Origin of the sequence: Chitinophaga sp. CB10 (assembly GCA_001870995.2) — a bacterium.
Classification (GTDB): Bacteria; Bacteroidota; Bacteroidia; order Chitinophagales; family Chitinophagaceae; genus Chitinophaga.
The window spans coordinates 361,643-385,853 of the sequence record MLAV02000004.1 but is presented as its reverse complement, the minus strand read 5'-3'; the positions used below and the strand labels follow the sequence as shown (position 1 = coordinate 385,853).

Here is a 24,211-nt window from a genome sequence, read left to right as displayed (position 1 = left end):
CTTTATTTATGCGGGATATTCCAGCGGAAGCCCGCGCTCATAAACACGTTGGTGGCCAAACGATGGGCCGGCTTGTCCTTAAACATCTCCGATAATTTTTTATCCGAATAGGATACCTGGCTGGCGAGGATGCTGCCGCAGGACACTACGAAATCGAACGGGCGGCCCAAGTGCCAGGTGCTTTCCAGGCCGGCGCTGAACTCCGAATAGCTGAGCAGCTTCTTGCCGTCCACGCCGCGGGTGGCATCATAGGCGCCGCCCCGTACACGTACGGCCAGGGCCAGTTCCGTAAAGCTGTTGAGCTGCGTGCCAATGGCGATCTTTTCCGGGAAGTTGATATCGATCTTAAACCTGTTATCCGTTTTGTACTGGATGCCGAATGCCGGCAATACCATGGGGGTGCCGAAGGCGTTGGTGAGCACCACGCCAAAGCCGTAGGCAAAGCGCTTATTGTGCTGTTTGAGGAAGAGGACGCCGCCCTGGAGGAACAAGTCGTCGTAATTGATCTCTTCCAGGTCCGTTCCCAGCGTGCCGGAGGCCATTGCCAGCAGGGTCCAGTTATTTCGCAGGGAGTGGATGTATTTAAGGCCTACGGAGGCATCCAGCAATTCCTCCGGGAATATCTTTTTCGTATAGTCTTTATTGTCCAGTTTGGTATAGCTGCCGGAAACGTCGGCCGTCCACATGCGGAGCCTGTGCGTAGCGGTATCTGTTTTGGACGACAGTACGAAGCTGGCGCCGAAGTTATAGCGAAGCTGGCTGGTAGTGGAGGAGGTCTTTACGCTGTCCTCCGGGCGGATGTAGCGGCTGGCGGGGAGGAAGTCCGTACTGACGGCGATGCCGGGGCCTTTGAGGGAAGCAGCGCCTAACTGGGCATGGGCCTGGCTTGCAGCGCCGAGCAGTAATAAGAACGGTAGTTTTTTTAACATCACAGTTTAATTAGATATCACCTCCGACACGGTCAGGGCGGGTGTACCCCTATGGCTGTTCCGTTAATTTTATATTTCTTTCCTGAACCTTTGTGAAAAAATGGTGTTATATCTCCTTGTAAACTGCTTTTATGAGATTCGTACTGTTATTGCTATTGCTTTTTTCAGGGAATATTTTGTTTGCCCAGGAGGATAGCGACCTGAAGACGATCCAGTCGGTATTCGGGAAGGAGAAGAAAGCGCTGGTAACGCAGTACATGGATTTCAGGAATAACAGCAATGATCCGTTTTGGGCGCTGTATGATCAGTATGAGGCGGACCGCCGTTCCCTGAGCCGCGAGCGGCTGGCAATATTGCAGGACTATACGCGGTTGTACAATACCCTGGATGATGAATCGGCAACGTCCCTGGCTAAACGGACCCTCTCCAACGACCTGGCTTACGATAAATTCTATCAAAAATATTTCAAGCGTTTTTCAAAAGTATTAGGCGGCAAAAATGCGGCGAAGTTCATGCAACTGGAACTCTACCTGCAAAACGCCATAAAATCATCTATCCTCAATGCAATACCCTTTATAGGAGAGCTGGAGAAGAATCGCGACGCCTATCCTGCACCACGCGGCTAGGCTTTTGATTGAACCAATAAAAAAGTCTGCATCATACGTGATGCAGACTTTTTTAGTTGCGGTTTTTCGTGTTTACATTTTCACATAATTAACCATCCGGTTAATTCCAGTTTACATTTCCCCGTAATTAACCATCCGGCTAATTCCGGTTACATTTTCACATAATTAACCATCCAGTTAATTCCCCAGCGGTCCACGCACATGCCGAACTTTTCGGCCCAGAAGGTTTTACCCATTGGCATGGTAATATTGCCGCCCTCTGCGAGGCCGTTGAAGATCCGCTCTGCTTCCTCCTCGCTGTCCGGCGCTACGGCTACGGCAAACGAAGCGGATACGGTGCTGGGCTGCTGGTAAGCTTTCGGAATATCGCTGCCCATGAGTACCGTTCCTTTCCCGATAGGGAGCATTACGTGCATGACTTTGTCCTTTTCCTCGGGGTCGCAGGGATGATCCGGCGGCATTTCGCTGAAGCGGGAGAGGAATTGCATTTTTGTGCCGAACACGGTTTCGTATTGCAGAAACGCCTGCTCGCACTGACCATTGAAGTTCAAATAAGGATTTACACTTGCCATATACTGCAAATTTTTTGGTGGATAATTGCTTATACAAAAGTACAGTTGATGTTGTTGCGCAGGGATGGGGAATTAAGACAAAATGAGGGGCGAATGTGACAAAGGGGGATTAATCCTGCCGTTCTACAGGTCTTCCATGGTCAGTGCATGGAAGAGGTTCTGCAGCTGGTGCACATGCGCCAGGGGGCGGCCGTAGGGCACCTGCCCGGCCGGACTGTCCGCCACGGGTTGAAAGACGCCTTGCTGCACCCGTATATGCACGCTGTGCAGGCGGTTGTATTTCAGGGAATATACATTCGGGTCCTCGTTATGATCCGCTTCGCCGGGGAGAAAGCCAAAATGTTCCAGCCAGCTGATCTCCAGCGGGATGGGATTGGCCTTCTGGCAGGGTATCTTGCTGAGGGGCAGGCCGGAATTATAGAGGTATCCCTGCCATACGCCTTCCACCGCAAAGACGGTTTCCTGCATATTGCGGTCGTAATAGGCCACCAAGTTGCCGTTTCGTATATCCGTTTCTTCTATCAATGCTGTAAGCTCTTGTTGCAAATATAAATAACCGGGGATTAAAATTAAATTGCAGCGGATATGATTCTGACTTTGCAAATGGAAGATAGTGCGCAGGCCTATTTCAACGCTTTGCGCAAAGCGCATTTCCCGGCGCATGCCAACTACCTGGATGCGCATATAACCCTTTTTTACAAGTTGCCGGATGAACAGCCCATTATCGCAGACGCGTTACCGGAGCTGGTCCGGCGGCCTCCGCTGCTACTGGACGTCCGGGGCATCTTTTCATTTGGGTCCGGATGTGCTTATACGGCACACAGCGATGAACTCTTGCAGCTACACGGGAAAATGCAGCAGCTGTGGCGCCAGTTTCTCCCCAAAAAAGACCAACAGCCTTTACACCCCCACATTACTGTTCAAAATAAAGTGACGGCTTTCAAAGCAGCCCGCACAAAGGAATTGCTGCTGGAAAATTTTTCGCCTTTCCAGGTAAAGACCACCGGCCTCCATACCTGGAAATACCTGCACGGGCCCTGGAAACCGCTGGCTTTCTATCCCTTCTCCGAATAGGTGTTACACCGCAGGAATACAGCGGCAGCGGATAATTTCTTATCTTAGGAATCCGTCATTTTACCACATTATGGAAACATTTTTTAACTATCTCCGCAGGTACACGGAACACCCCATGTCCGCCCAGGAAATAGCCCTGCTGCAGCAGGCTTTCAGCCGCCGCAAAGTGCGCAAACGGCAATATATTCTCCAGGAAGGCGATGTGTGCCGGCACCTGTCGTTTATCACCAAAGGCGCCATGCGGCAGTATTCCGTGGATGATAAGGGCATAGAACATATTGTGCAGTTCGGGATTGAGGACTGGTGGATGTCCGACAGGGAAAGTTTTGAACTGGGTTCCGTATCGACCTACAACATCGATGCCTGGGAGGATTCGGAGGTCCTGCAGATTCATTATGACGACTGGTGGGAGATCCGCAACAGCATTCCCGCCATGCGCATCCTGACTGCGGAAATGGATAAACGCCATGCCGTAGCGGCGCAAAAGCGGATTCATGCGGCCATTACGCTGACGGCCGAAGAGCGCTACCTGGATATGCTGCGCCATCAACCTGCATTCATACAGCGTTTCCCGCAGAATATGATCGCTTCTTACCTCGGCATTTCCCCCGAAACGCTGAGCCGCATCAGAAAACAGGCCTACCTGAAAAATGAGTAGTTGACATTTGTCAATTCAATTTCTTGCCGTTTATCATTGGCGCCGCCGGGGCTTTGCCTGAATTTTGGAATCAGTAATGATCCCAAAATCACGGTATGAGAGAACTGAATACCCGCACCATCCTAATGATCCATGGCGCGTTTGTAACGGCGGCCATGTGGGATAACTGGAAAGGTTATTTCGAACACCACGGCTATAAAGTTATCGCGCCGCCATGGCCGCATAAAAACTTGCCTGCGCCCGCCCTGCGGCAGCAACATCCTGATCCGCTGGTAGCCAGCATCCGCCTGCGCGACCTCGTGCATTACTACGGCGATATCGCCAGCGTACAGGCGGAAACGCCCATCATCATGGGGCATTCCCTGGGCGGCCTGATTACGCAACTTCTCCTGCAAAAAAATATAGGCGCTGCCGGTATTGCCATTCACAGCGCGCCGCCCCTCGGCGTGTATTCGTTGAAGTATTCCGTGCTTAAATCCTCCTTCCGGCCGCTGGGCTTCTATGCTTCCGCCAACGAGCCTTACCTGCTTTCGTTTAAGGAATGGCAGTACGCCGTTACCAACGGCATGCCGCATCAGCAGCAGCTGGCCACATACGAGCAATACGCCGTGCCGGAATCCCGGCGGATACTGCGGGACGGGCTGACGGCCGCTGCCAGGGTCGACTTCGGCAAGCCCCATGCGCCTTTGCTGCTGATGGGCGGCAGCCATGATCATGTGGTGCCGGCTTCGCTGGTGTACGCCAATTTCAAAAGGTATAAACAGAATGGTTACCTCAGACATTTCCGGGAGCTGCCGGGCCGCAATCATTTTGTGCTGGGCCAGCCAACCTGGGAGGAGGACGCTGCGTATGTACTGGATTGGATCCGAACATATTAATATCGATATACTATGAACACAAACCCTTTATTGAGTAATACCCTTTCCCACTGGGATGGCCAGGTGAGGCGCATGACAGCTGTGTTTGACAGCTTTACGGACGAGGAAATGTATGTGCAGGCGGCGCCGGGCAGGAACCGGATTATCTACATCCTGGGCCATATGACGGCGGCGCATGATATGTTGTTGCCCCTGCTGGGATTGGGAGAGCGGAAATATCCCAACCTGGATGAATTTTTTATCACCCATCCCGATAGTCCGGATACGGCGTTGCCAATGCCGGGCGAATTAAGAAGTTACTGGAGAGATGTGAATGCCGCTGTCAGCGCGGCTTTCAGGGAGGTGCCTCCTGCGGGATGGTTGGAGCGCCATACGATGGTGACGCCGGAGGAGTTTGAAAAAGAGCCTCACAGGAACCGTTTTAACGTATTGCTGTCGAGGCTCTCGCATATTTCCTATCACCTGGGCCAGTTAGCCCTGGTGAACAAATAATCAGCTGGCGGCCGGCATTTCGCGGCTTACATACCCGATGAATTTCCATATTTCGGACACTTCATTTGCATTCACCTTAAACGGCTTGTAGCTTGGGTTAAGGGAGTGCAGGCGCAGTGTGCCATCGAGTTTCATGGTGTTGTCGACCAGTTTGAACAAAATATCTTCTTCATTTTTCAGCACTACGACGCAGGGCGTATCGTTTTTCACCACCGTCCAGTCGTCCACATACTGCGCAATCACGTGGCTGCCATCGGGGATGGGCTGCATACTGTCGCCACTCACGGGAAACATCCGGATGGTTTTTTCCCTGGGCAGGCCGGGGAGGGAGAATTTAGGAAGGGACGCGATGAACTCCGGATCGCTGAAGCCGCGGCTGTAGCCGGCTTTGGCTTTAACGGGCACGAACTCCATATTCTCCTCGTTATCGTGGTTGACGGTGATGGGCAGTACACGTATATGCTTGCCCGTTATATCCAGGGGCGCCGCTGTTTCCAGCTCGTACAGCTCATCGGCGCTGAGCGCGCTGAGGTCCGTTTTGATCAGGCGGTCGATCGGGAGGTTGAAATAGGTGGCAATACGCACCAGGTCTTCCATGCGCGGGTTGCGGGTTTTACCGCTTTCCTGGGCGGCCAGGCGTCCTTTTTTAATGCTGGTCGCATCGGCGAGTTGCTGTTGTGTTAAGCCTTTCCGTTTACGCAAAAATCTAAGATTTCCTGCCCAGTGAAAAATTAACTGATCCATTCGTTTTAGCAAGTAATGAGTTAGTAAGTAGTTTGGGTATGCGGGCAAATGTAAGGATTATCCGATAATCTCTACCACGCGGCCTATCTGCCCGTCTTCCAGCCGCACCTTGATGCCACGGGAATGATACGCGGCGGAAGTCAGCAGGTCTTTTACAATACCGTAAGTCTTTTTACCGCTGCGCTGGTCTTTTTTGAGTATGATACCTACCTCCAGTCCGGGATAGATATCTTTTCTATATTGTCCGTCCATAACCGCAAAGTTACTTAATTCTGTACCTTTACGCTCATCATGAGTAGTAGTAGTCACCGGTATTTTGTAGTACACAAGCCGTACAATATGGTTTCCCAGTTTGTAAGTCCGCACCCGGTGCGGCTCCTGGGCGACCTTGATTTTGATTTTCCTGAAGGCACCCACGCCATCGGGCGGTTGGATAATGCCTCCGAAGGGCTGTTGCTGCTGACCACGAATAAGAAAGTGACGAAGCTGCTCTTCCAGGGTACGGTACCGCATAAACGTACGTATGTCGTGAAGGCGAAGAATATTGTGAGCGATGCCAGTATTGATACCCTCCGCGGCGGGATTACGTTTATGGCCGGCGGGGAGGTGGATTACACCACTTTGCCCTGCGAGGTAGACCGTACGCAGCCGCCGGAAATACTGGCTAAGCGGCCGGGCGACTATAACGATCACCCGCATACCTGGCTGCGTATGACGCTGGTGGAGGGGAAGTTTCACCAGATCCGGAAGATGCTGGATCATATACGGCACCGTTGTCAGCGACTGGTGCGGGTATCCATCGAAGGTATTGAGCTGGGCGACCTCCGTTCCGGCGAGGTGCGGGAGCTGCCGGAAGCAGAGTTCTTTGCCCGCCTGGGCATTACCGATTATCAATAGGCTTATCTTCGCAGTATGAGTCACCCAAACGCCATACGCTTATCTGAGTTAACCAACAGGATCAGGACTGCGATGCAGCAAGCATTCGCAGGGCGCAGCTATTGGGTGAAGGCGGACATCACGAGCCATTCCTATTATCCCGATAAGAACATACATTATTTTGACCTCGTTGAAAAAGATGAGCGTAGCGGCATTGTGGCCCGCGTGGCCGCTAATGCCTGGGGCAACGGCAGCCGGCAGATCAAGGCCTTTGAGCTGATCACGGGGCAGCCTTTCCGCAATAATATTCATGTGCTGGTGGAGGTAACGGTGAGTTATCACCAGGTGCATGGCCTGCAGGTGACCGTGCAGGATGTGGACATCAGCTTCACCATCGGGCAGCTGGAGAAGCAGAAGCAGCAGACGCTGGCCCGGCTGCTGGCGGAAAATGCCGATGCCATCCGGCTGGCGGAGGGGCGGTATATCACCCGTAACCAGGAGCTGCCATTGCCGCCGGTGATACAGCGTATAGCCGTGGTTACTTCCGGCAACAGCGCGGGCTACCAGGATTTTCACCATACGCTGGTGAATAACGGTTTCGGATATACGTTTCAGCTGGATACTTATTTTACCGTGGTGCAGGGCGAGGCGAATGCCGAGCTGGTACAGCAGCGCATGGTGGATGTATTTCAGTCCGGCAGGGCGTATGACGTGGTGGTGATCATCCGCGGGGGCGGCGCGCAAACGGATTTCCTGTTGTTTGACAGCTATCAGCTGGGCAGGGTGGTGGCGAGGTTTCCCATCCCGGTGATCACGGGGATCGGGCACCAGAAGAATGAAACGGTGGCGGATATGATGGCGCATACAGCCGTGAAAACCCCTACCAAGGCGGCGGAGCTGATCATTGCGCACAACCGCAGCTATGAGGATGCGTTGCTGCAATACCGGCAGCGCATATTGGTGCGCGCGCAGCAGACTTTAGCCGCGGGCAACCGGCAAATGTATTTGTTACAGCAGGATATTATCCATCAATCGAGGAATATTTTGGAGGTGGGGAGAGAACAACTGCTGCATATGCGGCATGGCATCGGCCGGGGGGCGGAGAAGCTCCTCCGGCAGCCACAGCAACAGCTCCGCTTTATGCAGGCAGCGCTCCTTACCAGGCCTTTGTCGGTATTGCAGCGGGAGCAGGAGAAGTTGCGGCAGCAACAGCAGTTTTTCAGGATGCTGGCGCCGGAGCGTATGCTGCGGCGGGGCTTTGCGCTCGTGTATAAGGATGGGCAGCTGGTGAAGGACGCGGAGGATATCAGTGCGGGGAATACTATTACGATTCAATTACAGGATACGGCCATACAGGCAGTAGTCCAATCTAAATCCAATACAGATGAGCGAGGAACTGACATATGACGCGGCTTACCGGGAGCTGCAGGAGATAGCGGAAGAGATAGAGCAGGAAACGGTTTCGGTGGACCTGTTGTCCGAAAAGGTGAAGCGTGCCGCGGAGTTGATCGCGTTTTGCCAGCAGAAGCTGCGGGCGACGGAAACGGAGGTGAATAATATTATCCGGCAGCTGGATAATAACCGGTAGTGTTTTAATTGTGGCGGTCAGTTATTAATTTTGCGCCACGATTATTATGAAACACAGGATTAAACGTAGTTTACGTGTAGCCCGGTACGTGGTGTACAGGGAAACCATGATTGACAAGCAAAACATTATCTGGTCGTTTGTGGGCGCATTTGTGGGGATAGCTGCAGTGGGGATGTTGAGTCATTTTTATTTGCCGGTAAAGGACAATCTTTTCCTGATCGGCTCTTTCGGCGCCTCTGCGGTTTTAATATACGGGCATACCCAAAGTCCGCTTGCGCAGCCCCGCAACCTGATAGGCGGGCATATTTTCAGTGCTATTGTGGGTGTTACGATACGTTACCTGGTTCCCTGGCCGGAATTTGAGTGGCTGGCTTGTGCGTTGGCGGTGGCGTTGAGTTTGATTGTGATGCAGATGACGAAGACGGTGCATCCGCCGGGCGGCGCTACGGCGTTGCTGGCGATTGCGGGTTCGCCGGCGATCCGCAAGCTGGGGTATTGGTATGTGATAAGCCCGGTGGCGAGCGGGGTAGCGATATTGTTGCTGGTGGCGGTGTTGGTGAATAATATGACGAGTATCAGGCAGTATCCGGCGAACAGGAAGTGGTGGTAGGCAAGATTTTTACAAATAAAGCGCATAATTGTACCGGTAATAGTCCAACAGTTCTTTGCATCTTTGTATCATAAAATTTAATGATACATGAACGCAACCGTTTATTTGTTACTACGACTTGGAGTAGCGGCCAGCATGTTTGGCCATGGACTGGTACGCTTGCCGAAGCTGAATGGTTTCAGCAGCTGGATGGTAAGCTCTTTTGAAAAATCTATGCTGCCGGCGGCTTTGGTGACGCCTTTCAGTTATTTCGTTCCTATTGCAGAATTTGTGGTTGGGCTGCTGCTGTTGGCAGGGCTGTTTACCAGGTTTGCGGCGATTGCAGGCGCGCTGGTGATGGTGGCGCTGATATTTGGCAGTTGCATGGTAGAAAACTGGGACTGGATTCCGTCGCAGTTGATACATGTGGCGTTTTTTGCGGTGTTGGTGCAGTATGTTTCGAGTAATGCGTGGGCGGTGGATAATTTGGTGAAGAAGTAGGGGAGGAGAGTGAGCGTGGTTGATTGCGGCTTGTGTTGGATACTGTAAAAAAATAACTGTGGCGATATGCCAGGGGAGCGGGGCGGGGCCCCGCTTTATGACTGTAAAATAAACTGTGTCAAAGGCCTGGATTTTTTGCCTTTGACACAGTTTTTTTATGGAACCAAAAGAAAAATATCCCTGGTATAATTCCTTTTCAATAATCGCTGTAATGATTTCCCCATCAACTCCCGCAAGCCCCGGACCAATCCACGGCATGTGAACGGCGGCACTGTACTGGTTTGCCAGAAGATATTCGCCCTTATCTATCTCGTGGCGTATAAGTACAATCATTGACATACTTATATCGCGTTGGATAACATATTATGAAATATGGAGGTGCTACATAAATTTGATCCTGTTTCCCGGGGAGCAAATCATATGTTGACACCTGGTACCTGATTCACCTGCACGATATTTCTTCGCTATAGTTTCAATATTAAGCCTTTGAGGCAATCTTAGAGCAGCATACTGTGGGTCGTTCGTTGATCTGAACAGGATTCCATATCACAAAATAACACCTGCTCCTGATAACTTTCCTAAAATCCGTTCTTTCTAAACTTTCAGAATATTTTGAAAATTCAAAATTCCTCCATAGCTTTGTTCCAACAAAAGCAGATAAGCTATGAATATCCTGGCATACCTCATTTACCTGTCGATCACCTGGGTGATCACCGTGCAGGTGGGTTGGCGCTTTTACCGCAACGGACGCATATTCATCCTGCACTTCTTTAACGGGGACGTGCAAACGACCGACGCCATCAACAGGATATTACTAACCGGCTATTACCTCCTCAACCTGGGATATGCCACCCTCATGATCAGCAGCTGGGAACCATTGCACTCCTGGATCGACGTGATGGAATCTGTGACGCGGATGTGTGGACGGATCATGCTCACCCTTGGCATTATCCATTGTATGAATATGCTGGGCATATACCTTCTCGGAAAGCGAAATTTTCATCTCCACAAATAAAAATACATCAATATGAACCACACATTCAACTACACTGCCTACCTCATCTACCTCCCGGTAGTAGCCCTCGTTACCTGGTTTGTCGCATACACGCTGTTTAAAAACAGTAAAGTATTTATGCTCGATATATTCAACGGCCGGGTGGACATCGCCATGAGCACCAACACCTTGTTTAAAACCGGCTTTTACCTGCTCAACCTGGGCTTCGGCGTACGCATCATGCAAATCAGCTACAGCGTCGATTCCCACCGGGAAATGATGGAAGCGCTGAGCTCCAAACTAGGGGGCTTCTTTATATACCTCGGGATCATGTTATTCATCAATCTATTCTTCTTCTTTAGGGGGCGGCGGATAGCTAAAGCAAAAGAACGGTTGGCCGCTGTTACCAATCCGCCAATCCCCAAAGCCTGAATATTGATGTAGCAGGAGCGGGCATCCCTTAGCGCCGGGTGCGGGGATGCCCTTTTTTTATCCCTCACTTTTAGAAACGTATTTTTTACGCTCATCACAAATATTCAGTACTTTCGGAAATAATACTTTTCTTAGCGCCTGTGCCTTAGAACGTGTGTTGGACCAGCAAAAACAAACTATTTACTGAACAATGAAAGGAAAATTATTTCTTGCCGCCTGCGTGAGCTTTGCCTTAAAGTCGCACGCACAGCAATTACCTTCCGAACTCCAAACGCCGGAAGTAGTATCCGTAAACCGAATGCCAATGAGAGCTTCGGCATTCGCATTTGAAAACGAATCACTGGCGCAGCAGCAGGCCAAAGAAAAATCAGCCAATTTCTTATCGCTCAACGGCCCGTGGAAATTCAACTGGGTGCAGGACCCGCGCAAGCGCCCCCTGGACTTCTACCTGCCGGAGTATAACGACAGCCAGTGGGCTACGTTGAAAGTGCCGGCCAACTGGGAAGTGAACGGCTATGGCCTCCCCATCTACGTCAACCACCCGTACGAATTTACAGGCCGCGCTAAAATGGGCGCCGCACTCAATCCGCCGTTCGATATCCCGGAAGATAACAACCCCGTTGGTTCCTACCGCCGCAAGTTCACGCTCCCGGCCGACTGGAACGGCAAACAGGTGTTCATTCACCTCGGCGCAGTGAAATCTGCTTTCTACATCTGGATCAACGGAAAAAAAGTAGGCTACAGCGAAGACAGTAAGCTGGCCGCCGAATTTGACATCACCAAATACCTCCAGCCCGGCGAAAACCTCGTGGCCCTGCAGGTGTACCGCTGGAGCGACGGCTCCTATCTCGAGTGCCAGGACATGTGGCGCATCTCCGGCATCGAGCGGGAAGTGTACCTCTATGCAACGCCTAAGCTGGATGTGCGTGATTTTAAAATCACCGCCGGCCTGGATAATAACTATACCAACGGCCTGCTCAACGTCAACCTGGAAGTAAACAACTACCGGATCGACAAGCGTACCAACCACAGCAAACCGGATACCTTCTCCGTTGCCCTGAAACTAACGGATGCCACCGGCAAAACCGTGTACCAGGACGAAACAACTTCCGTGCAAAAAGTATTGGGCAACTATAAATCCACCGTCACCTTCAGCAAGGAAATTCCCGCGGTGAAACAATGGTCCGCCGAAATACCGTATTTATACACGCTTTACATCACCCTGAAAGACAAAACGGGCAACGTGCTGGAAGTAATACCCCAGCGCGTTGGCTTCCGTTCTGTAGAAATTAAAGACCGTAACTTCCTCGTAAACGGTAAACGCGTATTCCTCAAAGGCGTAAACCGCCACGAACACAATGCCACGCAGGGCCATACCCTCAGCCACGAGGATATGCGCAAGGACATGGAAATGATGAAGAAGCTCAACGTCAACGCGGTGCGCCATTCCCATTATCCTCCTGATCCGTACTGGATGCAGCTTTGCGATGAATACGGCCTGTACGTGATCGACGAGGCCAACATCGAATCCCACGGCCGCTATTACGACCTCGCCTATACGCTGGCCAACGATAAACAGTGGCGCATGCCCCACCTGGAACGCGTGTACCGCATGTACGAAAGAGATAAAAACCACCCGGCCGTTGTAACCTGGTCCCTGGGCAACGAAGCCGGTAACGGCGTCAACTTCTACGAGGCGTACGACTGGCTGAAAGCCCACGATACCCGCCCCGTGCAATACGAACGCGCAGAACATGACTACAACACGGATATCATCGTACCGCAATATCCCGGCCCCAACTCCCTGGTACGCTACAGCCAGCGTAACCCGGACCGCCCTATGATCATGAGCGAATACGCGCATATCATGGGCAACAGCCTGGGCAACTTCCAGGAATACTGGACCGCCATCGAAAACAATCCCTACCTGCAGGGCGGGTTCATCTGGGAATGGATAGACCAGGGCATTGATACCGTGAAGAACGGAAAACGTATCCTGGCCTATGGAGGCGACTTCCCGCTCAGTGGCCCCGTAAACGAAACGTTCAGCGATAATAACTTCTGCGTCAAAGGCGTGGTAACCGCTCACCGCGAACTGACGCCTATGGCCATCGAAGTGAAAAAAGTCTACCAGCACGTAAAAACTACCCGCACAGCCAATGGCGTATCCGTACGCAACGGCTACTTCTTCCGCGACCTTTCCAATTACCAAATGAATTGGGAGTTGTTGGAAGATGGGAGAGTAGCGGAGCGCGGCACAGTAGCGAGCCTCAATATTGCGGCACAGGACTCTGCCGCATTTACCATCTCCCCTAAAACTAAAATAGCGGCTAACAAAGAGTACTTTTTAAATATCCGCTATGTGCTGAAAACAGCAGAACCATTCCTGCCGGCAGGATACGAAATCGCGGCAGAACAGTTTGCCTATAACACGCCGGCGCCCGCGCCTGCAGCAGCTCCTGCCAACGGTAAACTGACCGTCATCAAAGATGCGCAGACGTTAAAAGTTAAAGGAACAGCCTTCGAAGCCACGTTCGACCTGGCGCATGGCATCCTCGCTTCCTACCGGCTCAACGGAGAAAATATTATCGAAAACGGCCCGCAGCCAGCCTTCTGGCGCGCGCCAACCGATAACGACATTGGCGCAAACTATAACCATAGCCTGCGTAACTGGCGCGATGCATACAGCAAAGCCACCATCACCGCTGCCACGGATGAACAGCCATCAGCCGTGACCGTTACCTTCAAAGCCTCCCTGCTCAATGGCGACGCCTCCGCGGTGCAATCCTTCACCATCGCGCCGGATGGTACCATCCACGTGCAGAACACGTTCGAAGGCATCAAAGGCGATCACAAAATTTTGCTGCGCTACGGCAACGATTTACAACTGGCGGAACAGTTTGACCAGATTAACTGGTACGGCCGCGGCCCATGGGAAAACTATTGGGACAGGAAGACGGCGTCCTTCGTGGGACTGTACCAATCCAACGTGGCAGCCCAGTACTTCCCTTATGCACGCCCGCAGGAAAGCGGCAACAAAACGGATGTACGCTGGGTGACCATGACCAACAAAAAAGGAAAAGGTATCCGGATCGAAAGCACAGGCAGTACCTGGCTCAATTTTGCCGCATTGCCATACAGCCTGGATGACCTCGATCCTGAAGCGGATAAAAAGCAATACCATAGCGGTGAACTGGTTGCCCGTGATAAGATTTTCATGCATGTGGACCTTCAACAGTCCGGCGTGCAGGGGATCGACAGCTGGGGCTCACAACCGCTGGAACAATACCGCATCCCCTTCGGAAAACTGAATTACAGTTATGTGATCAAACCGCTGAAATAGGTTCATTAAAAATAGCAAAAGTAGAAGAGGCGCCTTGTATGGCGCCTCTTTTTTTATGCCTGGAAAAAGTTTGGAATCCATCCTATCTGCCTACAGGATAAGTTTACCGGCTACCCTCCATATTATCTTATTGAATAAAATAGGAAAATTATTCACAAATAAAAATCTAATATCCGCTGCAAAGATTTGTTTAAATAAATTTTTAAAAATATTATTGTGATACTGGAAGTGAGCAATGAACGCCCTTGAACGAACCGACCATTAGCAGCGACTGTCGCAGAGAGCATTCCAGGAATCCCTGATTACACGTATATCAACCATTAGTACAAATAACCAACCAGTAGAAAATAACCAACAATGAGAAAGCTCTCTCTATGGGTATGCCTGTGCATACTTGTAAGCTGTAAATATACGCCGCCGGAAGTGGATATGAGTGAACTTACGGCTATCGATGACGTGCTGCGGGATGCCAAAGCTGCGCATAAACACGCCGTGGTAATCCTGACGGAGCAAGGTTGCGACGCCTGTTTCGTGTACAAATCCATGCTGGCCACCAGCGTTAAAAAGGAGCAGTCGCTCCCGGGGGACCTGATTATCCGCTCCATCAACACCCGCCTGCCGCAGAATCTCTGGCTCAACCAGCTGCTGCATGAATTCTCCTTCCCGATGATTGTGATCTTCAATCCGGACGGGCAAATCAGGGGTATTGCCAAAGGCGGCCTGGCAACGGAATTGCCGGCACAGCTGGCGCCGGTCTACAAAGGCGGTATCTACTATTCGCCCAACAGTAAAGCGTTTCAGCCGGCGGACTCTACAAAAAAATTCACCAACGAGGACCGGATTGATTTCATCAACACCGTAGCAGCCTTATTCACCGCCTATCGCAAAAACGGCACGTTCACCAGCGAAGAAAAACAGCGCCTCCAACAGAATGTACGCCTGAAGCCTTACTTCCTCAACCGGTACCTGCTCACCCAGCTAAAGGCAAAAGAAGGGCAGCAGGACTCCGCAGCAGCCATGGCAAAGGAGCTGCTCGCCGCCAGCACGGGGATAGATCGGATGCTGTATAAAACCTATATCGCTGAACTGGAATTTTTTGCCGGCCCCGGCGCCGCAAAAGACAGCGCCATCCTCAGCACCCCAGCTACGGACATTATGCTGGACCCCGCGCCCCTGAACGCTTTCCGGACCATCCGCATCCCGGTCCGCAACGCAGGCGGAAAGCCGCTGCTGATCAGCGATGTGCATCCTTCCTGCAGCTGCCTGCAGGTGAAATGGCCAAAGGATTCCATCCCGGGCGGCGAGATACGTGACATCAGCGTCACGTACCAGCTGAAAGAGCCGGGCGACTTCCATCAGAACGTGTACGTTTTCTCCAATGCCTCCTCCCGGCCATTATTGATCAATATACATGGTAAAGTAAACAATCATTAAAAACTAATCACAAACCTTATGAAAAAGAAAATTGCAATGTTCGTTGCAGGCATAGCTTTCATTGCTACCGCCGCTATCGCCCAGGTGCCTTTCAACCCTAACTACTGCGGACAAAACAACCTGGCGCCCGGCCTTTACCCGCATCCGTCCTCTTATCCTAACTTCTACGTATGCACGGAAGATGGATTCACCTTACTGGGCCAATGCCCGGAAGGCCTCTGGTTTAGTCCAACCCTGAAAGTATGCGACTGGCCATGGGAAGTTGAAACCGGTATTTAATTTCGTATAGCCGTACCTGTTGTTGGCTGCAAAGCCGGCAGCAGGTATGCTTTTTTCAAAAACCGCCACATGAAATACGTATTTTCGGTAGTCATACTATTGGCAGCCCTCTCTCTGCAGGCCCAACAGCCGCCGGACATCCAACAAAATCCTATCTGGGCCTCCGGCAAAAAAATCGACGGCAACCTGGCCGACTGGGGCGCTGCGCTCGCAGCCTATAACGCCACCAACAAAATCTGGTACGCCATCGCTAACGATAACGACTATATTTACCTGGCCATTAAAAAGACAGACAACCTCGCCAAAATTTACACGCCTGCCTCCATCCAATTTTACGTTAGCGCCAACGGCGATCGCAAGACGGAACAATTACCCATGCTGCATTTCCCCGTAACAACGGAAGGCATCCACAAAAAGCTCCCGGAAAAATGGGATGAAATAGCAGTCAGGAATATCCCCGCCATTAAGGACTCCCTTATTTCCATCTACAACCAGTACGGCATCAAAGCAGCCTGGAAGCTGGATGCGGCCAGCAACGTATTCACCAGCGAAATCCGCATTCCCCGCAAGCTCCTGGCCCTCAACGGCAATGCTTTTGATTACAATATCTGCCTGATGGGTACAGGCCGCCGCGGCCAGCCATCCATGTTCCTGATGACGGGTATCCAGTTGAAAAACAAGGATGGCAAAGCCCTGAGCCCCGCGGAGCTACTGAGGTTGGCGGAGACAGATACCGTCACGGAGTTTTGGGCTACCTACCATTTTGCAAACCAACCCTGAGCCGCATGCGATTATTGCACCTGCTCCTGCTACTCATACTTGCCGGGCAAACCCTGGCGCAACAACCGCCGCCGCTTCCGCAGCGGCAGGTGAGTGGGGTGGTGCGCGATTCCAGCGGCGCAGTGGACATACCACAAGCCTCCGTGCTGCTGATAACGCCTGCGGATACACTGAGCGCCGTCACCAACGGGGACGGTATTTTCGTGTTTGAAGCGGTGAAGTCGGCTGAATTCACCATCGTCGTCCGCCACATGGGCTACCAGCCCTTCCTGCAACGCTATTTGATGAACGATACCAAACCCCGCCTCACGCTGGCGCCTGTTCTCCTGCATACGGCCATGCAGGCGCTTTCCGGCGTTACCATCAAAGGCAAAACAGGGCCGCAAATGCTGGGCGATACGGTGCAGTTCTGGGCGGATGATTATATCGTGCGGGACTATGCACGGCTGGAAGAGCTGGTGAAAAAACTGGAAGGCGTCAGCGTGGATAAAGATGGCAACGTCCTCTTCATGGGCCAGCTGTTGAAGAAAGCCATGTTCAACGGGATCCGCTATTTCGGCGGAGATGTAAAGCAGCTGCTCAAAGAGCTGCCGGCCAATATTGTCGAGCGCATTCAAATCATTGATGATTACGGGGACCAGGCAAATGCTGCCGGCATTAAAACCGGCGCTTCCACCAAATCCATCAACATCGTATCCAAAAAAGATAAATCAGTCGCCAACCTCTACGACGTGACGGCGGAAGCAAACCTGGACGCGCGTTATAACGGTCACGGCTATATTAAACATATTGATGGCGTCCATCAGCTGGAAGTACAGGGAGGAGCGGAAAAGATGCCGGCAGGTATCATCGCCGGCCCGCCCGTGGGCACGATCAGTAAAACCAATGCCATGCAGTTTACCGCCGGCCCTGCTGCCGGCATCTCCGGCGGCCGTCGCCAAAACGCATACGGCATTTTTACCTACAAAAACCAGTTCAGGCAGTTCCTTACCTACGAACTATATTATAACCTGCAACACAAGGATAATTTGGAACTGAAGGACGTGGTGCAACAGGAATATTTTCCCGCAGGTACACTGACGACCACCACGCATCAATCGGCCACCCAGCGCCAAACCCAGCATGATGGCAAAGGGATATTCAATGCAAAGCTCTCCGCTAACGCACAGTTAAATACCACCATCGGCTTCAAATACAGCAGCGATGAACAGGAGCGGAACAGCAATGCCGTGCAGGCCGGGTTGTTGCAGCAGGGCAGTTTACAACACGGTACCCAATCCGCATCCCGCCCTGAGCTGGATTTGGACCTGCTCTACATCCAGCGGTTCAACCACTCCAAAACCACGCTCACCGCCGGCCTGTGCCTGTTAAATGCAAAGGACTGCAGGGAAAAAAATGATGAAGGCGCCATCACCTCGCCGGACAGTAGCTACCATGTGCTGTCGGAGGTGAATAGTCGCCCGCTGGGCTACCAGGCTGCACTAACCTTTACCCACCCATTCAACGATCGCACCACGCTACAACTGAAGGGCGACTGGCAGTTCCGGCAGGTGGATTACCAGCAGCAATTTTACAACAAGCTAAGCGCCCCCCAGCGGGTTGATTCCCTCAGCGCGGGCTTTACTTATACCACTATCGACAACCCCATAGTAGCAGCCCTCAAGCAGCGCATCGGCGGTAAAAGCATCCTCACCGCCGGTCTGCGCCTGCAGCAAACATGGATGAAGAACTTACAGGCCAGGCACAGGGCAAAGCTATTCCCTGAACTGCTATACGAGTATTCCAACGGCATGCGCACGCAGTTTTCCTTTCGCTACAACGGTAATGCCATATTGCCGGGCATGGAAGAAGTGCTGCCCATTCCGGATGTAAGCAATCCCCTGAATACCATAAAGGGTAATCCTTATTTGACCCCCGCGGCAGTTCATCAATTCCAGGCGAGGCTGGCGCGCTTCCTCCTGCGGGCGGATTTGTTTTTCAGTGTGACTGCCATGTATGCGCTCACCGCCGGCAAGGTAACGCCGGATATTACCTTCCATCAAAATGGCAGCGTGATGAGCCGGACTACCGGGTTCACTAACGTGAACGGGGATACGAAAATGCAGTTGTATTACAACCTCACAAAAAGCTTTACTTACCGCTCGCTCAGCCTGAAGCTGGACGGGCAGCTCTCCCGGAACCGCATGATGTACCTAAGTCAGCAGGTAGTGAACAGCACTACCAGCCTGATGAACAACAATGCCCTTACGGCCGCCCTGACGCCCTGGCGCTGGCTGGACCTCCAGGCCGCGGCAGGGGTGGACTGGAGCCATGGCAGCGACTTCGCGGCGCTTAACAGTACCCGCAGCCGTTTTAATCTCTGCGGTACCATCTACCTGACACCCGAATGGCTCATAGGATTTGATGTAAGCAAGAAGCTGGAACGCAGCAGCGACGCCGCTTTGAACAGGTCGCCCCTCATCGTGGGCCTCAATATGGAAAAGCGCCTTTTCCCTCGGAAGAACGGCGTGATCAGCTTCCTCGTCATGGACCTCCTGCGGCAGGACCGCGCCGTATCCCGCCAGCTCCTGTTCAATGGCTACCGGGATATTCCTACCGCGCAGGACAGCCGGTTTTTTCTCCTGCAATTTTCCTGGAGTCCGCAACGGTGGACGGGCGGGCGCAACGCCGGCAAAGCCCGGCGCAACGACGGCAGTTTTGTAGATTGATTCCCCTAACCGCCGTATCTTTGTCCTTGCTTGTATTCATGGACACCACGCAAACAACTCGCCGCAAGATCATCCACATCGATATGGATGCGTTTTATGCCTCTGTAGAGCAACGCGATAACCCGCTCTACCGGGGTAAGGCTATTGCCGTGGGTGGTAGCCCGGAAGGCCGCGGCGGCGTAGTAGCCACCGCCAGCTACGAAGCAAGGAAGTTCGGCGTGCGCTCCGCCATGCCCAGCAAGCGTGCGCAGCAGCTCTGTCCGCACCTCATTTTCGTGCGGCCCCGCTTTGATGTGTACAAGGAAGTAAGCCGCAGGATACGCGAAATTTTCGCGCGATATACGGACCTGATCGAACCCTTGTCCCTCGATGAAGCCTACCTGGACGTAACGGTCGATAAGCTGGGAATCGGCTCCGCCATCGAAATTGCCACGCAGATAAAACAATCCATCAAGGAAGAACTGCAACTGACGGCATCCGCCGGCGTATCAATCAATAAGTTTGTGGCTAAAGTAGCCTCCGACCTGCAAAAGCCCGATGGGCTCACCTTTATAGGCCCTTCTGCCATTGAAGCCTTCATGGAACAGCTGCCCGTCGAAAAATTCCACGGGGTAGGAAAGGTGACGGCGGATAAAATGAAACGCATGGGGCTCTTTACCGGCGCGGATTTGAAGAAGATGACAGAGCAACAGCTCCTGCAGCATTTCGGAAAAGTAGGCTCCTTTTATTATCGCATCGTAAGAGGGATCGATAACAGGGAAGTGCAGCCCCACCGGGAAACCAAGTCCGCCGGGGCGGAAGATACCTTCCCGCACGACCTCACCAGCGTGGAAGACATGCATGCCGAACTGGAAAAACTGGCGGAAGCGGTATGCAGAAGGTTGGAACGCCATCAGCTCAAAGGCCGCACCGTCACGCTCAAAGTAAAGTACAACGACTTCCGGCAGATCACCCGTAACCAATCGTTTCCCTATCCCATCAACGATTATGAAACCATCCTGGAAACGGCCAAACAGTTGCTGGCAGGCACGTTGGCGCAGGGCCAGCCAATCCGGTTGCTGGGTATAACGCTGTCTAATTTCGGGGAGCTAAACCAGGGAACGGGGAAGGAGGGACCATCGCCGCAATTATCCCTGTTTAATTTCGACGATGAATAAGTGGAGGTTATACCGGCTGATATAACCTCCCGGAAAAATTATTTGGCATACTTTGGCATCACCACTTTGCGGACAATGGTATGCGCAATAAGGGACAGGACGAACGCCAGTACAATCAGCAGGGCCGATTTTGCCGGCGTATCAAAAACGTCCACTACGGACGACACATTCTTACCTGCATACAGGATGGTGATCAGGCAGGCCAGTCCGCCCGCGATCCACAGCGTAATATGGGACCACAGGTATTTGGGCTTGTTCATACCGCCTTTGCCAAATGAAGTAAACAGGAGGAAAACGTGCGCCAGGAATGATAACAGGCACAGTGTAGTAAGGGTACTTAACATCTCGTGGTTCTTTTAAGGTTAGGATATTGGTTGTTATTACCTCAAATTACTAATTCCCTTCAATATTCCAAATATTCCTTATTTATCGGGCGGTATTTGCTTTTTCCCACATCAGGGCAATGTGTTCGGCAATCATGTGGAGCCGGTAATAATACTTCTCAAAGATCTGTTCAAACATCCGGTGCCGGTTGTGCAGGAACGCATTCAGCGCCAGGTAGATGAACTCCTCAAATGTGGTATCCGCTTCTACTTTAATAATGCAATTGGCCACAGGTTCCATGTAAGTGGCATATTGCGTGGTGACCAATACATCATCGATAGTGGTGATCATACTTTTATAGAGATGCGGGGACTTCGCGAACGGTGCATAGTGAATAGCCGTGAATCCATCTTCGTCATAGGCATATTTGTTCACGCCCTCTGAAAGGAGGAACTGCACCGTATCCGGGTAGGAATTATGCTTCACGGCCAACAATAACGGCGTTTCTTTGTCTGCCAATACAAAGTCGAAATGAATATTATGTTGGATGAGGATCAGCAGCATGTCCGATATAGCGCTCAGCCGGTGTTGCCGGAAGATGTAGGCAATGGCGAACAGGTAATCCGGGTTATCCACCCGCAGGCTGGCGCCTTTGGCAAGCGCATACTCCACTGCCATGGGCTTGTTGGCTCCCACGGCACAAAAGATAATAGGGATAATCCCTTCCTTTTTGTAATGGATGTCGGCGCCACCGCTTGTAATCAGTAATTCTGCCGCTTCAAAAAATATCTCCTGGTATTCAAGCAGCTCACAGAGTAAGGCTGAATTTTCTTCTTTCGTGTAATAGGCAAGGTTATAGCTGATATAGGTGATGATCTCGTCCGGATCCTGGCTGTTTCTAATTTTGCGTTTTAACTCCTGGAGAGATACTAGCTGCATAAACCGTTTTAACGTGATACTTTGACGGGATTGCGGATGAAATACATGTGCAATTTAGTTAATTTGTTTATAGACTGTTAGTATTTATCCCGGATTTCAGTTTTTAGGTGAATTTTTACGAAATTTATTAGAGGCATCACAACGATGTACCCCATAAAAAAGCAGCATTATGAAAAGCAAGATTTTCCAGGTAATGTTGTTTACCGGCCTGATTACCACTGGCCTTACAACAACCATATCCGCCCAGCAAAAGGAAACCAGGGCAGCAAAGGAAGCCGCTAAGGCAGCGGAAGTAAAAGGATGGATAGATGCAAAGCAGTATGTATTTGTACCCCAGTCCGCCATACCCATGGGTGGCAGGGTCGTACAGCTGACGGGCGAATTTTTCCTGGCCGTTAGCCCGGATTCGCTGGTGAGTTATCTGCCGTACTACGGTCGCGCCTATACGGCGCCGATCGACCCGACAAAAAACTCCATGGATTTCAAGAGTAAATCATTCGATTACACCAGTACTCCCCGCAAAAAAGGCGGCTGGGATATCACCATCCGCCCGAAGGATAACCGGGATGTGGCAACCATCAACCTCACCGTTGGCGAAAGCGGTTACGGTACCTTACAGGTCACCAGCAACAGCAAACAGCCCATCAGCTACAATGGCGTGCTGCGGGAAAAACGGGCAAAAAGCAAAAAATAGATTAAAAAGGAAACATGTCATCTTCACAAAAAATTACGACCCTCTTCCTGGATATAGGAGGCGTGTTATTGAGCAACGGGTGGGACAGAAAAGCGCGTAAACTGGCAATTGAAAAATTCGGACTGGATGCAGTGGAAACCGAAGAGCGGCATCACCTGACTTTTGATACATATGAAGAAGGAAAGCTCACGCTGGACGAATACCTGCACCGGGTCGTGTTCTACGCCCCGCGGTCCTTTACGCCGGACGACTTCCGGGCATTCATGTTCGCCCAAACGGAACCGTTCCCGGATATGCTGGAACTGATCCGGGAGGTCAAAGCCAGGCACAAGGTAAAAATAGCGATCGTCAACAATGAAGGCCGGGAGCTGAATGCCCACCGTATCCATCATTTCGGCATCGGGGAGATCGCGGACTTTTATATCTCTTCCTGCTTTGTACATTTCCGCAAACCGGACGCCGATATCTACCGCATAGCGCTGGATATTGCCCAGGTGAAGCCGCAGGAAGTGGTGTATATTGAAGACAGGAGCATGTTCGTGGACGTGGCGCGGGGGCTGGATATCAACAGCATCTGCCATACCGGTTACGAATCTACGAAGGCGGCCCTGGCCACCTATGGCCTGGCGGTATAAATACGAACCGGCCGTATAATAAAAAATAATATTGAACATTCCGGAGCCATGACTGTTAGTATAATTAACAGCGTGGCTCTTTTTCGTAGCAGGCAACGAGCCCCGCATTGTTTTTGACCCGGTAAAGGCTGCCGCTCCACGCAGCAGCGCGCTACCAAATAAACAAAACCAATAGACACAAAACTGCATTCCTTTGAACAGGATAATACAAGCAATTTTATACGGTTGATAAAAACAGGTACAACATCTTGCCCTCATACAAGATGTGCAGGGGCGGGCTTTTACTGTTGCAGCGCCCGCCCTTATTTTATTTTTTCTCCGGCGCGCTCACCCGCTCGGCCACCATCGCCAGCGGTAACCCAATCATGACGATCAGCACCAATGCCCCTACCGTTACCCCGAAGGCGGTAAATGGTACCGGCCTTACATGCGTAAAGGGCAGCACAATGAGGTTCATCACCACCCAAACAAACAGGCCATAGAGGACGGCTATCAGGAAGGTGTTGCGGATGCCTTTGCGTACAACGGGATAGACCAGGAAAAAGAAGGTGGTGAATACAAAGGCAATGGCATAGTGAAATAATACGCCCAGCCAGGGGATGGCAGGATTGCCGCTGTAGGCCGCCGGGCCAAATATCGCGCTGGCAATGAACTTCAATACCTCCACGAACGACTTCCCGGACCGGACGGTAAACAGGATGCAGGAAGTAGCCAGGTCCAGCGTGCCCGCCAGGAGGGCGGTGAGCGCAATAGTGCCCGAAGTGAATTTGTTGTATTGGCGGGTCGATTCCATAGATTAAGAAATTAAATATCTCTTAAGTTAAAATAATTCCCCGGCAATATCGCCTTCTGTTAAGGAATAGTGAAGTCAAATTTTATTATTTATCTAAAACAATTAAATATCAATTATATATGATTTAGTATAAAAAATATTTAAACAAACGATTAATTAAGTTCTTGTTTAA

At 51.6% G+C, this 24,211-nt stretch carries 28 protein-coding genes; 20 read left to right on the top strand and 8 right to left on the bottom strand.

All coding sequences use genetic code 11. The features are described 5' to 3' along the window. Positions 1–2: 2 nt before the first annotated feature. The gene (locus BOC67_RS08770; RefSeq protein WP_291909488.1) at positions 3–929 is read right to left on the bottom strand and encodes a DUF6268 family outer membrane beta-barrel protein; all 927 of its coding nucleotides are present in this window, start codon (positions 927–929) and stop codon (positions 3–5) included. 131 nt (positions 930–1,060) lie between these two features. On the opposite strand from BOC67_RS08770, the gene BOC67_RS08765 reads away from it, so the two are divergent. Then, positions 1,061–1,555 (top strand): hypothetical protein, encoded by a 495-nt coding sequence (locus BOC67_RS08765; RefSeq protein ID WP_291909486.1) that lies wholly within the window; start codon positions 1,061–1,063, stop codon positions 1,553–1,555. 149 nt (positions 1,556–1,704) lie between these two features. On the opposite strand, the gene BOC67_RS08760 is transcribed toward BOC67_RS08765, so the two are convergent. Both BOC67_RS08760 and BOC67_RS08755 read right to left on the bottom strand, forming a co-directional pair. Further along, a complete protein-coding gene (locus BOC67_RS08760) occupies positions 1,705–2,127 on the bottom strand; it encodes a VOC family protein (protein WP_291909483.1) in 423 nt (140 codons plus the stop codon). A 123-nt stretch (positions 2,128–2,250) separates the two neighbouring features. Then, entirely contained in the window at positions 2,251–2,673 is a 423-nt protein-coding gene (locus BOC67_RS08755; protein ID WP_291909479.1) for a hypothetical protein, read from the bottom strand. Positions 2,674–2,712: 39 nt separating this feature from the next. On the opposite strand from BOC67_RS08755, the gene BOC67_RS08750 reads away from it, so the two are divergent. The 4 genes from BOC67_RS08750 (at position 2,713) to BOC67_RS08735 (ending at position 5,229) form a co-directional block, all read left to right on the top strand. Further along, positions 2,713–3,201: a 2'-5' RNA ligase family protein gene (locus BOC67_RS08750; protein WP_291909476.1), complete on the top strand. Its 489-nt coding sequence runs from the start codon at positions 2,713–2,715 to the stop codon at positions 3,199–3,201. A gap of 70 nt (positions 3,202–3,271) precedes the next feature. Beyond that, a complete protein-coding gene (locus tag BOC67_RS08745; RefSeq protein WP_291909474.1) occupies positions 3,272–3,859 on the top strand; it encodes a Crp/Fnr family transcriptional regulator in 588 nt (195 codons plus the stop codon). A gap of 95 nt (positions 3,860–3,954) precedes the next feature. Next, complete coding sequence (locus tag BOC67_RS08740; RefSeq protein ID WP_291909472.1) at positions 3,955–4,737, top strand: alpha/beta hydrolase; 783 nt, start codon at positions 3,955–3,957, stop codon at positions 4,735–4,737. A 12-nt stretch (positions 4,738–4,749) separates the two neighbouring features. Further along, positions 4,750–5,229: a DinB family protein gene (locus BOC67_RS08735; RefSeq protein ID WP_291909469.1), complete on the top strand. Its 480-nt coding sequence runs from the start codon at positions 4,750–4,752 to the stop codon at positions 5,227–5,229. On the opposite strand, the gene BOC67_RS08730 is transcribed toward BOC67_RS08735, so the two are convergent. Next, positions 5,230–5,931: a LexA family transcriptional regulator gene (locus tag BOC67_RS08730; protein WP_291909466.1), complete on the bottom strand. Its 702-nt coding sequence runs from the start codon at positions 5,929–5,931 to the stop codon at positions 5,230–5,232. A gap of 99 nt (positions 5,932–6,030) precedes the next feature. Next, positions 6,031–6,225, bottom strand: coding sequence for a YwbE family protein (locus BOC67_RS08725; protein ID WP_291909464.1), 195 nt, complete (start codon positions 6,223–6,225; stop codon positions 6,031–6,033). Between the two features lie 39 nt (positions 6,226–6,264). Between BOC67_RS08725 and BOC67_RS08720 the strand changes: the two genes are divergently transcribed. From BOC67_RS08720 to dinB, 13 genes are all read left to right on the top strand, one after another. Continuing rightward, complete coding sequence (locus BOC67_RS08720) at positions 6,265–6,870, top strand: pseudouridine synthase (RefSeq protein ID WP_291909462.1); 606 nt, start codon at positions 6,265–6,267, stop codon at positions 6,868–6,870. A 15-nt stretch (positions 6,871–6,885) separates the two neighbouring features. After that, positions 6,886–8,256, top strand: coding sequence for an exodeoxyribonuclease VII large subunit (xseA, locus tag BOC67_RS08715; RefSeq protein ID WP_291909459.1), 1,371 nt, complete (start codon positions 6,886–6,888; stop codon positions 8,254–8,256). Beyond that, positions 8,234–8,437 carry an exodeoxyribonuclease VII small subunit gene (gene xseB / locus BOC67_RS08710; protein ID WP_291909457.1) on the top strand — a complete coding sequence of 68 codons (204 nt, stop codon included), beginning with the start codon at positions 8,234–8,236 and terminating at the stop codon, positions 8,435–8,437. The genes xseA and xseB overlap by 23 nt, the downstream gene beginning before the upstream one ends. Before the next feature lie 46 nt (positions 8,438–8,483). Next, positions 8,484–9,047 carry an HPP family protein gene (locus BOC67_RS08705; protein WP_291909456.1) on the top strand — a complete coding sequence of 188 codons (564 nt, stop codon included), beginning with the start codon at positions 8,484–8,486 and terminating at the stop codon, positions 9,045–9,047. A gap of 87 nt (positions 9,048–9,134) precedes the next feature. Next, on the top strand, positions 9,135–9,527 hold the full coding sequence (locus tag BOC67_RS08700) for a DoxX family membrane protein (RefSeq protein WP_291909454.1): 393 nt from the start codon (positions 9,135–9,137) through the stop codon (positions 9,525–9,527). 664 nt (positions 9,528–10,191) lie between these two features. Next, positions 10,192–10,542: a hypothetical protein gene (locus tag BOC67_RS08695; RefSeq protein WP_291909453.1), complete on the top strand. Its 351-nt coding sequence runs from the start codon at positions 10,192–10,194 to the stop codon at positions 10,540–10,542. Positions 10,543–10,554: 12 nt separating this feature from the next. Then, complete coding sequence (locus tag BOC67_RS08690) at positions 10,555–10,953, top strand: hypothetical protein (protein WP_291909450.1); 399 nt, start codon at positions 10,555–10,557, stop codon at positions 10,951–10,953. A 190-nt stretch (positions 10,954–11,143) separates the two neighbouring features. Further along, positions 11,144–14,296 (top strand): glycoside hydrolase family 2 TIM barrel-domain containing protein, encoded by a 3,153-nt coding sequence (locus BOC67_RS08685; RefSeq protein WP_291909447.1) that lies wholly within the window; start codon positions 11,144–11,146, stop codon positions 14,294–14,296. A gap of 357 nt (positions 14,297–14,653) precedes the next feature. After that, the gene (locus BOC67_RS08680; RefSeq protein WP_291909445.1) at positions 14,654–15,730 is read left to right on the top strand and encodes a DUF1573 domain-containing protein; all 1,077 of its coding nucleotides are present in this window, start codon (positions 14,654–14,656) and stop codon (positions 15,728–15,730) included. A gap of 18 nt (positions 15,731–15,748) precedes the next feature. After that, positions 15,749–16,009, top strand: coding sequence for a chitin binding peritrophin-A domain-containing protein (locus BOC67_RS08675; protein ID WP_291909441.1), 261 nt, complete (start codon positions 15,749–15,751; stop codon positions 16,007–16,009). 69 nt (positions 16,010–16,078) lie between these two features. After that, positions 16,079–16,789 (top strand): hypothetical protein, encoded by a 711-nt coding sequence (locus BOC67_RS08670; RefSeq protein WP_291909436.1) that lies wholly within the window; start codon positions 16,079–16,081, stop codon positions 16,787–16,789. A gap of 5 nt (positions 16,790–16,794) precedes the next feature. Then, positions 16,795–19,497 (top strand): TonB-dependent receptor, encoded by a 2,703-nt coding sequence (locus BOC67_RS08665; RefSeq protein WP_291909432.1) that lies wholly within the window; start codon positions 16,795–16,797, stop codon positions 19,495–19,497. Positions 19,498–19,517: 20 nt separating this feature from the next. Next, the gene (gene dinB, locus BOC67_RS08660) at positions 19,518–20,654 is read left to right on the top strand and encodes a DNA polymerase IV (protein WP_291909429.1); all 1,137 of its coding nucleotides are present in this window, start codon (positions 19,518–19,520) and stop codon (positions 20,652–20,654) included. A 38-nt stretch (positions 20,655–20,692) separates the two neighbouring features. On the opposite strand, the gene BOC67_RS08655 is transcribed toward dinB, so the two are convergent. Both BOC67_RS08655 and BOC67_RS08650 read right to left on the bottom strand, forming a co-directional pair. Next, positions 20,693–20,998: a hypothetical protein gene (locus tag BOC67_RS08655; protein ID WP_291909426.1), complete on the bottom strand. Its 306-nt coding sequence runs from the start codon at positions 20,996–20,998 to the stop codon at positions 20,693–20,695. Positions 20,999–21,080: 82 nt separating this feature from the next. Next, on the bottom strand, positions 21,081–21,917 hold the full coding sequence (locus tag BOC67_RS08650; protein ID WP_291909423.1) for an ankyrin repeat domain-containing protein: 837 nt from the start codon (positions 21,915–21,917) through the stop codon (positions 21,081–21,083). 169 nt (positions 21,918–22,086) lie between these two features. On the opposite strand from BOC67_RS08650, the gene BOC67_RS08645 reads away from it, so the two are divergent. Both BOC67_RS08645 and BOC67_RS08640 read left to right on the top strand, forming a co-directional pair. Then, entirely contained in the window at positions 22,087–22,611 is a 525-nt protein-coding gene (locus tag BOC67_RS08645) for a DUF4251 domain-containing protein (RefSeq protein ID WP_291909420.1), read from the top strand. 14 nt (positions 22,612–22,625) lie between these two features. After that, the gene (locus BOC67_RS08640) at positions 22,626–23,246 is read left to right on the top strand and encodes an HAD family hydrolase (protein WP_291909417.1); all 621 of its coding nucleotides are present in this window, start codon (positions 22,626–22,628) and stop codon (positions 23,244–23,246) included. Positions 23,247–23,553: 307 nt separating this feature from the next. Here BOC67_RS08640 and BOC67_RS08635 read toward each other — a convergent pair whose 3' ends face one another. Next, positions 23,554–24,039, bottom strand: coding sequence for a hypothetical protein (locus BOC67_RS08635; RefSeq protein ID WP_291909415.1), 486 nt, complete (start codon positions 24,037–24,039; stop codon positions 23,554–23,556). Positions 24,040–24,211: the final 172 nt, after the last annotated feature.

Coding starts and splice junctions, on each gene's coding strand:
- BOC67_RS08770 (WP_291909488.1), bottom strand. CDS start 929: ATGTTAAAAAAACTACCGTTCTTATTACTGCTCGGCGCTGCAAGCCAG.
- BOC67_RS08765 (WP_291909486.1), top strand. CDS start 1,061: ATGAGATTCGTACTGTTATTGCTATTGCTTTTTTCAGGGAATATTTTG.
- BOC67_RS08760 (WP_291909483.1), bottom strand. CDS start 2,127: ATGGCAAGTGTAAATCCTTATTTGAACTTCAATGGTCAGTGCGAGCAG.
- BOC67_RS08750 (WP_291909476.1), top strand. CDS start 2,713: ATGATTCTGACTTTGCAAATGGAAGATAGTGCGCAGGCCTATTTCAAC.
- BOC67_RS08745 (WP_291909474.1), top strand. CDS start 3,272: ATGGAAACATTTTTTAACTATCTCCGCAGGTACACGGAACACCCCATG.
- BOC67_RS08740 (WP_291909472.1), top strand. CDS start 3,955: ATGAGAGAACTGAATACCCGCACCATCCTAATGATCCATGGCGCGTTT.
- BOC67_RS08735 (WP_291909469.1), top strand. CDS start 4,750: ATGAACACAAACCCTTTATTGAGTAATACCCTTTCCCACTGGGATGGC.
- BOC67_RS08725 (WP_291909464.1), bottom strand. CDS start 6,225: ATGGACGGACAATATAGAAAAGATATCTATCCCGGACTGGAGGTAGGT.
- BOC67_RS08720 (WP_291909462.1), top strand. CDS start 6,265: ATGAGTAGTAGTAGTCACCGGTATTTTGTAGTACACAAGCCGTACAAT.
- xseA (WP_291909459.1), top strand. CDS start 6,886: ATGAGTCACCCAAACGCCATACGCTTATCTGAGTTAACCAACAGGATC.
- xseB (WP_291909457.1), top strand. CDS start 8,234: ATGAGCGAGGAACTGACATATGACGCGGCTTACCGGGAGCTGCAGGAG.
- BOC67_RS08705 (WP_291909456.1), top strand. CDS start 8,484: ATGAAACACAGGATTAAACGTAGTTTACGTGTAGCCCGGTACGTGGTG.
- BOC67_RS08700 (WP_291909454.1), top strand. CDS start 9,135: ATGAACGCAACCGTTTATTTGTTACTACGACTTGGAGTAGCGGCCAGC.
- BOC67_RS08695 (WP_291909453.1), top strand. CDS start 10,192: ATGAATATCCTGGCATACCTCATTTACCTGTCGATCACCTGGGTGATC.
- BOC67_RS08690 (WP_291909450.1), top strand. CDS start 10,555: ATGAACCACACATTCAACTACACTGCCTACCTCATCTACCTCCCGGTA.
- BOC67_RS08685 (WP_291909447.1), top strand. CDS start 11,144: ATGAAAGGAAAATTATTTCTTGCCGCCTGCGTGAGCTTTGCCTTAAAG.
- BOC67_RS08680 (WP_291909445.1), top strand. CDS start 14,654: ATGAGAAAGCTCTCTCTATGGGTATGCCTGTGCATACTTGTAAGCTGT.
- BOC67_RS08675 (WP_291909441.1), top strand. CDS start 15,749: ATGAAAAAGAAAATTGCAATGTTCGTTGCAGGCATAGCTTTCATTGCT.
- BOC67_RS08670 (WP_291909436.1), top strand. CDS start 16,079: ATGAAATACGTATTTTCGGTAGTCATACTATTGGCAGCCCTCTCTCTG.
- BOC67_RS08665 (WP_291909432.1), top strand. CDS start 16,795: ATGCGATTATTGCACCTGCTCCTGCTACTCATACTTGCCGGGCAAACC.
- BOC67_RS08655 (WP_291909426.1), bottom strand. CDS start 20,998: ATGTTAAGTACCCTTACTACACTGTGCCTGTTATCATTCCTGGCGCAC.
- BOC67_RS08650 (WP_291909423.1), bottom strand. CDS start 21,917: ATGCAGCTAGTATCTCTCCAGGAGTTAAAACGCAAAATTAGAAACAGC.
- BOC67_RS08645 (WP_291909420.1), top strand. CDS start 22,087: ATGAAAAGCAAGATTTTCCAGGTAATGTTGTTTACCGGCCTGATTACC.
- BOC67_RS08640 (WP_291909417.1), top strand. CDS start 22,626: ATGTCATCTTCACAAAAAATTACGACCCTCTTCCTGGATATAGGAGGC.
- BOC67_RS08635 (WP_291909415.1), bottom strand. CDS start 24,039: ATGGAATCGACCCGCCAATACAACAAATTCACTTCGGGCACTATTGCG.